Here is a 12,327-nt window from a genome sequence, read left to right on the forward strand (position 1 = left end):
TCGGAGAGGTGGGTGTAGAACATCCGACCCGGCTCGGTGCCGTACTTCAGGTTGACGTGGCCGGTGCGCTCGGCCTGGCCGCCGGCGCGGAAGCGCTGCCCGTCCGATGACGAAGTCGAGCCGTCGCCCCACCAAGCAGCCAAGGGCTGCTGACCCTGGGCGTTGACCAGGCTGGCCAGCGCAGCCGAATAGGTGTCGTCGCGCACATGCCAGGCCTGCTGCCACGCCAGCCGGGTGTAGGCCGTGCCCGGACACGACTCGGCCATCTTCGTCAGCCCCAGGTTGAGCGCATCGGCCAGGATCGTCGTCAGCAGCAGCGTCCGGTCTGCGCTCTTCTCGCCCGTCTTGAGGTGGGTGAAGTGGGCGGTGAAGTCGGTCCAGCCATCCACCTCCAGCAGCAGGTCGGTGACCTTGACGCGCGGCATCATGGCCGCCACCTGGTTGATGAGCGCCTGCGCCGCCGGGGGGACCGCCGTCTCTGGTGGCGAGATCTTCAGGCCCGTGGCCGTGATGAGCGCCTGTGGCAGGTCATTGGCTGCGGCGAGCTGGTTGACCGTGGTGAGTTGTGCCTCCAGCAGCGACAGCCGATCGCGCAGGTAGGCGTCGCCCTCGGTGGCCACCCCCAGCCGCAACGCATCGGTCTGCTTCAGGGTCGAGAACGTCGCGGCGGGCACCAGGTAGGTGTCGAAGTCCTTGAACTGGCGCGAGCCCTGTACCCAGACATCGCCCGAGCGCAGGGCGTTCTTCAGCTCCGATAGCACACACAGTTCGTATTGACGCCGGTCGAGGCCGGTCTCGGTCTGGACCAGCCTCGCCCAGCGCTTCTTGACAAACCCGGTCGGCGCGTCGGCCGGCAGCTTGCGGCTGCTGGTGGCGTTCATGTGGCGCAGCACCTCGACTGCGTCGAGAACACCCTGACCGGCCGGCGCTGCCCGCAAGGCCAGCGCCTCCAGGAAGGCTGGGGCGTAGCGCCGCACTGCGGTGTAGCCCTCGCCGATGAGGTGCAGGTAGTCGAAGTCGCCCGGTCGGGCGAGCTGCTGCGCTTCGGCGACGCTGGCGGTGAAATCGTCCCAGGACATGACGGCCTCGATCGCGGTGAAGGCATCGCTGCCGCACGCCTTGGCGTCGAGCAAGGCCTGACCGACACGGCCGTACAGGCGGACCTTGTCATTGATCGCCTTGCCGGCCTCCTGGAACTGCTGCTGGTGCTTGAGCCGGGCGATGCTGAACAGCTTGCCCAGGATGCGGTCGTGCAGGTCGATGACCTCGTCCGTGGCGGTGGCCATCCCTTCGATGCTCAGGGCCACCAGCGTGGCGTAGCGTCGCTGAGGTTCGAACTTGTTCAGGTTGGCTGGTGTCATCTGCGCGCCCTCCCGGGCGATCTTGAGCAGGCGGTTCTGGTGAACCAGTCTGTCGAGTCCAGCGGGCAGATCGAGTGCCTTCCAGGCCTTGAGCCGTTCGATGTGTTCAAGCATGCGGCGCGAGTTCGGTCGCAGCGGAGACTGGCGCAACCAGGCCAGTCGGCTCAGCGAGGTGCCCTCCTGGCGTTTGAGCAGCTCGTCCAGGCGCTGCCGGTGAAGGGCGGTCAGCGGATCGGTCAGGCTCGCGTAGATCTGCCGGTTGGCCCGGGTGATTGCCTCGGCACAGAGGCGCTCGATGACCTCCACGCTGGGCAGGATGATCCGCCGCTGTCGCAAGACCTCCACCACCCGGTTGGCCAGCACGATGCCCTTGTCGGTCTGCAGGGCGAGTTCGGTGGCCACCTGCACCGCCGGTCGGTAGTGCTGCAGACCGAAGGATTCCAGGCCCAGGTAGGCGCGCAATTCCAGCAGGTGCTCGCGCCGGGTGGCCTCGCGCTCGGCATACAGCGGCCAGCAGCCAGGGTCAACGCCGAGCTGGTGTGCCAGCCATTGCAACAGCGGATCCGGCACGCCAGCATCGGCGGGCAGCCCTTGGCCGGGCCAGCGCAGCAGGCACAACTGGACAGCGATCCCCAGCCGGTTGGCCTCGCCTCGTCGTTGATCGATCAGCGATTGATCGACCTCGCTGAACGTGTACTGCCGCACCCATTCGCCGTCGTTGTCGGGGATGCTCAGCAAGGCGACCCGCTCGGCCGCAGACAGGACAGAACGGCGAGGCATCCTCGGCTCCAGCAGTGCAAGAGGAGCTGCGCACAAACGAACGTTTGCGCATCACGGGCAGGAATCCCTGCGGCGCCTGCTGCAAAAATGTATTGCGAAACCAAATCGATCGGCAACAGGTTTGTGCTGATGCACAAGACCAGGAGAACTCCATGCGCATCGGCTACGCCCGCGTCTCTACCCAGGAACAAGACAACGCCGCACAAATCGCAGCGCTGCGTGCCGCAGGCTGCGGCCGCATCTTCGAAGAGAAGGTCTCGGCCGGGCGATGGCACCGTCCGGAACTGCGTCGCCTGCTCGATCAGCTACGCGAAGGCGACGTGCTGGTGGTCTGGAAGCTCGACCGGCTGTCGCGCTCGCTCAAGGAGATGCTGAGTCTGCTGGAGAAGGTTCAATTGGCCGGTGCTGGGTTCCTCAGCCTGACCGAGGTCGTCGACACCACCACGGCAGCGGGCCGGATGATGATGCAGATGGTGGGCGCCTTCGCCGAGTTCGAGCGCGCCATGCTGCGCGAGCGCACGCGCAGTGGGCTGATCGCTGCGCGTCAGGAAGGGCGCATCGGTGGACGTCGGCCCAAGCTGACGGCTCGACAGCAGCAGGAGGTCGTTCGCCTGGTGGGCTCCGGCGAACAAACGGCAGCCGACGCCGCCCGGCTGTTCAATGTTCACCCTTCCACTATTGCCCGGCTGCTGGCCAAGGCCAGGCTGGGTTCGCAGGCTTAGCGTACGATTTTTTCCGTTTTCTGCGGCGGCCCGTACGCACGCCATCAGCGCCCGATCTCCGGATGTCGGCCATCGTAGGCACAGCGTGCCACAGAGCGTCCGCAGACCGAGCAGGCTGTTCTGCGCGAACGCAGACGGGTGAACCAACTGAACAGGCCGCGTGGTCTGGCCGAATCGATCGACGCGAGTGAACGATCGTCCCGCAACACAGGTGAAGACTGGCTGGGGAACGGTTGCGAGGTTCTGGCCGGAGGCTTCATGAGGACTCCTGTTCCTCGGATAGGGATGGCGCGGATCCAGTGTGCGTCGGCTCCTGGTGGGTGCCGCGCGAGGCAGATGGCTGTGAACTCTCGGAACGTGATTTTCTCATTTGACTTCGTACGCCACTCGTCCGTCACCTGAGATGTCCGTGGATACAGGTAACACTATACTGGATAGATGAACAGTATTCAGGCCCCCGCTGATTTGATCGGCGCCCTCGACCGGCACGCTCCGCCGGCGTGGCTGTTCGACCTCGGGGCGAGCGTGCAGGCCGGCTTTCCTTCGCCCGCCCAAGACCTCGGCGCCAAGCGCATTGACCTGACGGCCGAGCTGGTCCGGCATCCCCAGGCGACATTCCTGATGCGCGCCCGCGGTGACTCTATGCGCGACGCGGGCATCTTCGACGGCGACGTGCTGATCGTCGACCGGGCGGTGGAGCCGCACTCCGGTCACGTGGTCATTGCCGTCATCGAAGGCGAGTTCGTCTGCAAGACGCTGCTGCTGCGCGCCGGCCGCATGAAGCTCAAGGCGGCCAACCCCGGCTTCCCCGACATCGTGCCGCGCGAGGGTCAGACCGTGGAGATCTGGGGGGTCGTGACCGCGGCCATCAAGCAGATGCCGCGCTGACGGGAGCGCCGCCATGTTCGCGCTGCTGGACGGCAACAACTTCTATGTGAGTTGCGAGCGGGTGTTCCGCCCCAGCCTGCAGGGGGTGCCGGTCGTGGTGCTGAGCAACAACGACGGCTGTGCCATCGCCCGATCCAACGAGGCCAAGGCGCTGGGTGTGCGCATGGGCCATCCCTGGTTCCAGATCCGCCACCTCGAAGCCTCCGATGGCCTGGTCGCGCTGTCGGCCAACTTCGCGCTCTACGGCGACATGAGCGACCGCATGATGAGCCTGGCCGCCGGGCTGGGGCCGACCCAGGAGGTCTATTCGATCGACGAGTGCTTCATCGGGCTCGACGGGGTGCGGGGCGACCTGACCGTGCGGGCCCACGCGGTGCGCAGCCGCATCCTGAACTGGCTGGGCCTGCCGTGCTGCATCGGCCTGGGGACGACCAAGACGCTGGCCAAGCTGGCCAACCACATGGCCAAGAGCGCCGAGCGCAAGCCCGGCAGCTACCCGGCCGAGCTGGCCCAGGTCTGCGACCTGGCGCGCCTGGGCGAGGACGCACGTGACGCGCTGCTGGCTGCGACCGATGTGGGCGAGGTGTGGGGCGTCGGCCCGCGCATCGGCGCGCAACTGCGCGAGGCCGGCGTGCGCACGGCGCTCGACCTGGCGCGGCTCGACACCGCCACGCTGCGCGGCGGCTGGTCGGTGACGCTGGAGCGGACCGCCCGCGAACTGCAGGGGCTGTCGTGCATCGACCTCGACCATGCACCGCAGCCACGCCAGCAGATCGCGTGTACCCGGTCGTTCGGTCAGCCAGTCACGACGCTGGCCCCGCTGATCGAGGCCGTGAGCGAGTTCACCAGCCGGGCGGCGGTGCGGCTGCGGGCACAGGACAGCGCGGCCGGGGCGGTGCTGGTGTTCATCCGCACGAGTCCGTTCCGGAAGTCGCCGCAGTATTCGCGCTCGGTGGTGGTGCCGCTAGCGCACCCGACCCAGGACACGGCCAAGCTGGTGGGCGCGGCCCTGCATGGTCTGCGCTCGATCTACCAGAGCGGGTATGCGCTGGCCAAGGCCGGCGTGATGCTGGTGCAGTTGCAGACCTACCTGCCCCATGACGCGCAGGCCGGCACCCCTGCGGGGTCAGTGGCAACATCGGTGCGGCAAGGCGAGTTCGATTTCGAGGCCCTGGGCAGCCCACGGGACGCCGGCCACCTGATGAAAGCCATTGACGCGGTCAACGCGCGCTGGGGGCGCGGCACCCTGAAGATTGCGAGCGCGCAGGCTCGGGTGCCTCGGCACGATGAAGTGGCCACCCAGTGGACCGGCAAGCAGGAGCGCCGGACCCCGGCTTACACGACGTGCTGGTCCGAGATGCCGGTTGTGCGGACCTGAGGCGGCTCACCTGACTCCGGCGCCGGTACGGGCACCGGCATTGACACCGGCATTGACACCGGTACTGTTGCCGACACGTCCAGCACCTTGGCGCCCGAGAAGATGCATTCGAGCTTCTCGTTGATGTAGTCGCTCATCACCGGGTGCAGCGGCAAGGCCTGCCCGCTGTGGCGGTTGCACTCGGAGAAGTCGATGCCCTGCGCATGGGCCTGCGCGCAGGCCAGCAGGTACTCGTTCATCAACCCCGAAAACTCGATGAACGGATGCACGCCGATCTGCACCGCCGAGCGGTAGAACGCATCGGCGCTGGACCGCATGGCGCGCAGCGCCTGTTCTCGCTCTGAGGCGTCCATCATGGGCAAGTGCTCCTGACCGAGTGCGACCTCACACCGCGAACTCGTCGCGGCTGTGGCCGGCATCGACCGCCGCGCGCAGCCACTTGGGCATCAGCCCCCGGCCGCTCCAGGTCTCCCCTGTATTCGGGTCACGGTACTTCGCTGCGACCTTGGATCGGCCCGGAGCGGGTGCGTCCGCCAGCGAGGGTTTGGGGCCCCGCTTGCCGCGGCCCGACTCGGCCAGATCTGCCGCCACCAGGCCGTGCTCGGCCATCAGTTGCTTGATCTGGGCGATCACCTCGCGACGCGCATGCATCTGCGCCTCGGCAATGGCCTTGGTCAGTTCGGCCTGTTGCCGCTCCAGCGCCTCGCGCTGTGCGATCAGATTCGACAATGCCATGGAGAGGATCCTTTGACGGCTCAACCAGCGAGCCCTGATCTGCAAGGATATCGCGGAGCACCGGCGGCCACGAGGCGCTCACCAGGTTGAGGTGCGACGCAGACTCGGTCGTCCAGGGGTTGGCCATTCAGGGTTGGCTAATCACTGCACCTCGAACCGCGCGAGCAAGCGCCGACCCTCCCCCACCGGCCCGGCCTCGACCTGCCGGTTCGGCTCGAACCAGATTTCCTCGTCCCACAGCAAACCATGCCAAGTCCTTGATTCTTATGGGGTTGGGCTGGGTCGGAGGACAGCAAAGTGTCGAATTCGGGCACCACTGTGTTCTGCAGATCACTCTACCGACGCGGGGCACCCGGGGGTATGAAAAATGACCAGACCGGTGGAAGGAGTGAGAATTTTTTCACTCCCAGACGCTCGACTTCGGCCTCACGGACGCGGCGTTTCTTTAATGGTCACCGAGCGCACACCGGAGTAGGTCGTTCCGGGTAGTGAATGCAAGCCGGCTCTATTTGGTTACTTCACTTGACCGCTTAACCCGGGTTGCTGTTCCACTGGGCCTCGGACGCCTACACCTAGGTGCACAACTGCGTGCCCTGCCAATCCGGGCCGAACTGGACCAGATCCAGCGCTGGGTTTGCACGTCCGAGCCGTCACGGACCAGCAGCTTCACGCGCCTGGCCTGCGCGCTCGCGAACCAGTAGCCGTGGTGGGCGTCCCCCCACTCAATCGACCGCCACGAACCGCGCCAGTCGCTGCCGGTCGGCCACGTGCCCCTCCACCACCGCCTCCCGGTTCGGGTCATACCAGGTGAGGCCATCCCATAGCTTGAGCACCAGCTTCGTGCCTTGCCGCCGTTCCGCATCGGCCGGCTGCCAGACCTCGCGTACACGCTCAGTGCGCCACACCCCCCACCGCCCTTCCCCCCGACCAGGCAGCAGCACGTGCAGTGTCAGCAGCAAGGCCGGTCGGATCGACTGCAGCAGGTGCCGCAGCATCTGCTCATCGGCCACCAGCGTCGTGCGCGGCGACCCGCTGAGTTCTTCCGCTCCAGCACCAGCCGCCGCCGTGCGGCTCACCAGCAGGTAACACGGCATCTGGACGGCCATCGTCACCGCGACCCAGTGCTGCATGCCGGGATCCTTGAACGGACTCGGAAAATCGTATTGCCACGAGGCATGGGTTTCGAACATCAGACAGTCTCCACGGTTGAGTGCATGTTCAAATTGTGACTCAAACAATGCTGACTTAAAAGCAGCTTTTTCATGCAGCATGCCATGCGGGCAACGCACATCACCGCATCGTTGGAGACGGCCACCCTGTCTCGGCTTCGGCTTCGGCTTCGGCTTCGGCTTCGGCTTCGAGATCCGCATCCGCATCGCTTTCATCAGGGGAGACGTCGTTGCCAGAAGGTGCCGGTGCCGGCCAGGCCGGCAAGCCCAGGCTGATCGTGCAGCCGATCGCATCCGCGCACTGGATGACCTCGTGGCAGAGTTGCGGCCCACTCTGTACCGCCAACCCAGGCCCGAAACGCCGCCGCGCCAGGTCCAGGGCGCAGGACAACCAGTACACCGACCGATCGCAGTCCACCAGTTCAATCGAGCGACCGGTGTCGATCAGGACCAGTTCCCCCCGGTGGTGGTAGGTCACGCATCCAGTTCGCTGCAGACACGCCTGCAGTCCCTCGACCGGCTCCACACCACCTTCCCCGATCGTGCTGAGCCCATCCGCCTCAGCCGAGACGATCTGCACCAGCGTGGCACCGTCTTCCGGCATCCGCCGTGGATGGACCGCCAGACGACGCAACTCCTGCAGCACCGCGACACCCCCATGGACATGCCAGCGATCGAACAGGTAATGCCGATAACGCGCTCGCCGCCAGCCGTCCACAGGGGCACCTTCCAGATACTCGTCGTCCGGTGGTGGCCAATCGGATCGGTCTTGCCGAACAAAGTCCCGCCACCATTGAACATGTGGCTGCTGAGGCAGGCGGGGCAGCGGCAGGCATGGATGCTGCCGCATTCGCCACTGCTGCAGCCAACCCCAGAGGGCCGGTGCAGCCAAATGCATCCGGTCGCGCAGGAAATCCACCAGATTCAGCCAGTCGTCCCCGCACTGCACGCCGGGCGTGCCGTCCGGAGCAGCCTGTGGTCGCACAAGCCGCGGATCCAGTCCGACCATCCAGGACAGGTCGGCCAATACCTGCCACGATGAAATCTGGTTCAGCCAGGCACTGACGGCAGGGCGATGCACCAGGGTGCTCAGCCAATGCCGCGCATCCCTGTCCATCCGCTGTTGCGCGAGCCAGTTGTCGGCCAGTTGGTCGATTGCCGGATGCGGATCGCGGATCGGCCAAGGCCAGCGTTTCAGCGGTAGAGCACAGGCCGTCTGGCGGCGCTGGCGGTACTGCATGACGAATTGTCTGGCCCGTTCCCACGCACTGACCAACCAGCGCACCTGCTCTTGTCGCGAGCTGGCGCGGTAGTCCGCATAGGTCCGCCGATCACCACTGTTGAGCAAACGCACCTCCCAGGCGCGATGCTGTTGCCAGTGCGCCAGCGAGGCTTCCATGTCGGGAATCGACACGGGCGCTGGCCTGGGTTCGACGGGCGATGGGGCGACTGAATCGGGATGCCGCTTTCGATCATGCCCATTCCCTCGCCTTTGTTTCGGACTGATGAGTCCGTGGCGGATGTTGATACTTTCCTGAAAGGCGTCCAGGTATGGAATCTGGCTCCAGACATAGCCAAGAGGTCGCAGCGATTGCCCCGTCTGCAGGTTTTTCAGCCAGATCGCCACATGCAGATGCGGATGTCTCGTGTGCATGACGCCCGTCTCATCATCGACCCTGGACTTGAGTCGTGGCAGGTGGGCTTCAACGTACCAGAGATACTCGTCCGGTTCATACGCGCGGAACAAGAATTCCTCCAGACTCTGAACAATCGCGTCCAGTGTTTGCGGTGGAACATGGTCCTCCGCAAACGACAGCACGATGTGCTGCACCACGGGGGCATGGCACAGCGCACGTTCCAGCAAGGTGAGATGGCCACGCAAGATCATGCGTCGGTCCTTCTCGTCGCGTATCCCGTCGTTGTCCAGACGACTGCCCAACCTCAGATACCTGGGCAGGCTGTCCGAATCGTCCATCAGCCGGATGATCATGATATGCCGCCCTTCATCGCCATTTTTTCCAGGTGACCGAGTTGATCGATCAAGCGCTGGACCATCTCGTCATCCAGTTTTCCCTGCCGGGCAGCGTGCGTCACGGTACGTGCCATGGATTCGCAGGCTTGCACCACCGCATGCAATGGTGGGAGCAGAGACCGCACCTGCTGGGCCTTGGAACTGTCCCGAGCCCTGGACGGCATCAGTTGTTTGTGCAGCAATGTCCGGAACCCTTCGGACGGTACCAATTGGTTCACCTGGCAGTAGTGTTGCAGTGCGGCGTGCAACTCGTCATCGACCCGGCAACTGATCGTGCAGGCGCGCTTGGTCTTGGTCTTGTTGGTCGTGGATCTGGTCATCGCGAAACGGCTCCTTTCGTCGTGTCAGCAAGGCTGGCTTGTATGTCACTTCAAGCAACGACGATAGAGCAAGATCCGGGCGACATCGATTTATTATGTAGACTTTATTCTTCGTTCAAAACGCCATCTCAGCGTAGTATCAGATGCGGCCTTAGGGATCATGTAAACAGCTTTCCAGCACGATGTAAACGCAGCCCAAGCCGGGCTGCGTCACCGTGGAGAACACACCGCGCGCAGCCCGTGGCGGGCTGACGGACTGACGAACGGGAGATCAGGACATCACGGCCCGGAAATCGTCCGAATCGGCCAGAACGGACACGATGCGGGAAGCCTCCATGCGAGCAGATGCGATCAGCACTGGCGTCTCGATGCCTGGCAATCGAACCGGATGGATCACCATTTGCAGATGGGCATCGACCGATGCGCCCAAGTCCAGTGGACCGGACAACAGATCCTGCACCAGATCTGGCCATTGCAGCGCCAACTCCGACAGTCGGGCGCACTCCTGCTGCTGCCGCACCTGCCGACCATGCCGGGCCTCGATCCGGTCCAGCAAGAATGCCTTGACATCCTGCTGCAAGCCTGTTTTCAGGCGCTCCAGATGCAGCAAGCCACTGCGACACACATCGTCCCAGTTTTGAACGTTCCTCAAGGTGGCGGCCCCGGGAATGGCGTAGTGAAGCCGCAAGGTCAGGCAGATACCGGATTGGCGGTGTGCCAATCGATGGAACCAGGTTTTTCCGTCACGGTGCGCCCGGTGCCCCCAGGTCCCCCAGAAGACACCCTGGCGGGGTTTCAGGGCATCGACCGGCAACAGATGGTCGACATAACGAATCATTCTTGGATGATCCACCCTGGACAAGGCGTTCGGCGCAGCCCCTTGCAATGCATAGGTACACAGTTCGGTGCATTCGGGGATGGAAGACAGACACAGGTGTCGTGCTGAAGAAAACATGATGCAACTCCTTGCGATCAGAAGCTCAGCCCATTTGCAAACGACCGGCAGGTCTTTGCCCGTCGCCCCGGCCGGTTGACGCCCACCACCTCCGGCGTCGGCAGCGGAGCTTCACTGTCCAGAGACTGCTCACGCAGACGATAGATGCCCTCCACCACCGATTCGATTTCTTCACGCGTCAGCTGCATGTCGTGGATCTTGCCGAAGATCATTTCTGTGGTTTTTCCTACACCCTGGTTCGACGTGATCCAGATATAGGCCCTGGATCGGCTCTTGCCCATCAGGCATCCAAATCGACGGAACAGCATCACACGCGCACCGTTCTGCTGCTGTCCCGCAGGAAACTGTTTCAGCATGCGGCCATACAGGTAATCGAAAACTTCGGCCGCCGAGTGCTTGTGCCAAGAAACCGGCATTTTATTCCTCATGTAGAGCCGCAACAGAATTTCCTGCTCGACGGACAGCATGGCAGAGGACCGGATCAGGGCTCCATACCTGGAGGGCAGCACGGCCATCGCCACCGACATTTCCCGGCAATCCAGCCGTGTCATGGCCTGCAGGTGGTCAACGTCATACCCGCACAACGGACGCTGATCGGATTGGACGGTAATGTCCACCCTTGGTACCTCCGTGTTTTTGTGCATGGTCCCGTCAATGGCACGGACGGCTTCATTCCTGCCTTGGGCAGGCATCATTTCATTCATCGACATGTTTGAATTCCTTCAGTCAGGCGCCGCAGGGGCGATGTCAGGCACGGCTGGTTCTGCGGCAGCCAGGGTTTCTTCGGGAAAATCTGATCAATCGGTGCGACCGGTCAGATCGGCATGTTCAGCAGGGATCGGGCTCCTGAGCGGAGCCGGCGCGACACGGATCAGCGCCCGTGCAGGCTGAGGTGTTCGATCAGGTCGGCATCGAGGAATTGCTCGATCTCGGTGATGCGAGGCGGCGCGAGTGGATCGGCCACACGGGCCCCGAGTTCGCAGCGCCAGGCACTGGTCGCCAGGGCCCCGTCGAGCAGGGTCCGCATGCCGTCTTCCGGGCCCTCGCAGTGGCGGATCAGGTCCCGCAGGTTGCGCAGGTCAAGTCCGATCTGGCCGAACAGCATGGACAGGCCAGACAGCAGCGCCGCGCCGGACGGGTGCGCATTGCAGTCGTTGGAGATGTTCGTCGACGGCACCAGAGCTGCCTCGGACGAAGGGGAAGAAGCGAAAGTCTCAGCCATGTGATGGCTCCAAGTTTTACGGTCATCCAACCTGCCGCCCTTCACGCCAAATGAGGGCGGCAGACCATGCAAGGTTGGCGTGCCGGACTTGGAACCGGTGAGCCTTGCGGCTCCCCTGCATGGCCCACCATGGATGAGGCCATACACCGGTGTACCCTTTTGTCAAAAGAGTACCCGTCTCTCGAAGTGTCCGAGAGTTTCCACAGTCCGAGACGCCAATCTCGGATCGCTGTGTTGTGCAGCGATGAGCACATGGTGCCGATCTACGCTTGCGTGTCAACTCGAAATTCTGCCTCAATCCGCCGCGGCGGCGGCGCGGCGTAACGACTTCACGCCGCGCCACCCAGCGCGAACATGGCAGGCGGCTGTTGGCAATTGCGCCCAGTTTGTGACTTAAAGAAGGCTGACTTAAAAGCAGGGTTCCTCAAGACTGCTCCGGTGTCTGCCACCGAATCCCCCTCCCCTTCCGCCCACGCCACGGCTTCTGCCACGGCCCCCGGCGTCGCCCGGCGCCTGCTGGCCCTCAACCTCGTGCGCCTGCGCGCCCAGCGCGGCTGGTCGCAGGAAGCCCTGGCACACGAGTCCGGGCTGCACCGCACCTTCATCGCCCACGTCGAGCGCCAGGTGCGCAACGCCTCCATCGACAACGTCGAGCGCCTGGCCAATGCGCTGGGCGTGTCGGTGGCGGTGATGTTCCAGCCGCCGCCGGATCCACCTGCGGGCTGAGGGAGCGTTCACGCGCCGGCTGGCGGGCGGGTGGCCTGG

Annotated in this window: 13 protein-coding genes; 4 read left to right on the top strand and 9 right to left on the bottom strand. The window is 64.3% G+C overall.

Going from position 1 to position 12,327, the window contains the following annotated elements:
- The coding region (locus HZU84_RS15520) for a Tn3 family transposase (RefSeq protein ID WP_257644624.1) at positions 1 to 2,141 on the bottom strand (2,141 nt) is incomplete at its 3' end.
- A 152-nt stretch (positions 2,142 to 2,293) separates the two neighbouring features.
- On the opposite strand from HZU84_RS15520, the gene HZU84_RS15525 reads away from it, so the two are divergent.
- The 3 genes from HZU84_RS15525 (at position 2,294) to HZU84_RS15535 (ending at position 5,129) form a co-directional block, all read left to right on the top strand.
- Positions 2,294 to 2,863 (top strand): recombinase family protein, encoded by a 570-nt coding sequence (locus HZU84_RS15525; protein ID WP_149505470.1) that lies wholly within the window; start codon positions 2,294 to 2,296, stop codon positions 2,861 to 2,863.
- A 438-nt stretch (positions 2,864 to 3,301) separates the two neighbouring features.
- Positions 3,302 to 3,751 carry a LexA family protein gene (locus HZU84_RS15530; protein WP_149505471.1) on the top strand — a complete coding sequence of 150 codons (450 nt, stop codon included), beginning with the start codon at positions 3,302 to 3,304 and terminating at the stop codon, positions 3,749 to 3,751.
- Between the two features lie 13 nt (positions 3,752 to 3,764).
- Entirely contained in the window at positions 3,765 to 5,129 is a 1,365-nt protein-coding gene (locus HZU84_RS15535) for a Y-family DNA polymerase (RefSeq protein WP_149505472.1), read from the top strand.
- Here the strand turns inward: HZU84_RS15535 and HZU84_RS15540 are convergent.
- From HZU84_RS15540 to HZU84_RS15575, 8 genes are all read right to left on the bottom strand, one after another.
- A complete protein-coding gene (locus HZU84_RS15540) occupies positions 5,087 to 5,485 on the bottom strand; it encodes a hypothetical protein (protein ID WP_244954560.1) in 399 nt (132 codons plus the stop codon). The two genes, HZU84_RS15535 and HZU84_RS15540, sit on opposite strands and share 43 nt — an antisense overlap.
- Before the next feature lie 28 nt (positions 5,486 to 5,513).
- A complete protein-coding gene (locus HZU84_RS15545) occupies positions 5,514 to 5,864 on the bottom strand; it encodes an H-NS histone family protein (protein ID WP_149505473.1) in 351 nt (116 codons plus the stop codon).
- 722 nt (positions 5,865 to 6,586) lie between these two features.
- Positions 6,587 to 7,054 (bottom strand): hypothetical protein, encoded by a 468-nt coding sequence (locus tag HZU84_RS15550; protein WP_149505474.1) that lies wholly within the window; start codon positions 7,052 to 7,054, stop codon positions 6,587 to 6,589.
- Between the two features lie 100 nt (positions 7,055 to 7,154).
- The gene (locus HZU84_RS15555) at positions 7,155 to 9,023 is read right to left on the bottom strand and encodes a hypothetical protein (RefSeq protein WP_149505475.1); all 1,869 of its coding nucleotides are present in this window, start codon (positions 9,021 to 9,023) and stop codon (positions 7,155 to 7,157) included.
- Positions 9,020 to 9,385, bottom strand: coding sequence for a hypothetical protein (locus HZU84_RS15560; RefSeq protein ID WP_149505476.1), 366 nt, complete (start codon positions 9,383 to 9,385; stop codon positions 9,020 to 9,022). The genes HZU84_RS15555 and HZU84_RS15560 overlap by 4 nt, the downstream gene beginning before the upstream one ends.
- Positions 9,386 to 9,656: 271 nt before the next feature.
- Complete coding sequence (locus HZU84_RS15565) at positions 9,657 to 10,340, bottom strand: hypothetical protein (RefSeq protein ID WP_180692993.1); 684 nt, start codon at positions 10,338 to 10,340, stop codon at positions 9,657 to 9,659.
- A gap of 17 nt (positions 10,341 to 10,357) precedes the next feature.
- The gene (locus HZU84_RS15570; protein WP_149505478.1) at positions 10,358 to 11,050 is read right to left on the bottom strand and encodes a hypothetical protein; all 693 of its coding nucleotides are present in this window, start codon (positions 11,048 to 11,050) and stop codon (positions 10,358 to 10,360) included.
- Positions 11,051 to 11,211: 161 nt separating this feature from the next.
- Positions 11,212 to 11,517 (bottom strand): hypothetical protein, encoded by a 306-nt coding sequence (locus tag HZU84_RS15575; RefSeq protein ID WP_180692994.1) that lies wholly within the window; start codon positions 11,515 to 11,517, stop codon positions 11,212 to 11,214.
- Positions 11,518 to 12,000: 483 nt separating this feature from the next.
- On the opposite strand from HZU84_RS15575, the gene HZU84_RS20695 reads away from it, so the two are divergent.
- Positions 12,001 to 12,288 carry a helix-turn-helix domain-containing protein gene (locus HZU84_RS20695; protein ID WP_310734047.1) on the top strand — a complete coding sequence of 96 codons (288 nt, stop codon included), beginning with the start codon at positions 12,001 to 12,003 and terminating at the stop codon, positions 12,286 to 12,288.
- The last annotated feature ends 39 nt before the right edge of the window (positions 12,289 to 12,327 follow it).

Source organism: Sphaerotilus sulfidivorans (genome assembly GCF_013426975.1).
Taxonomy (GTDB): Bacteria; Pseudomonadota; Gammaproteobacteria; order Burkholderiales; family Burkholderiaceae_C; genus Sphaerotilus; species Sphaerotilus sulfidivorans.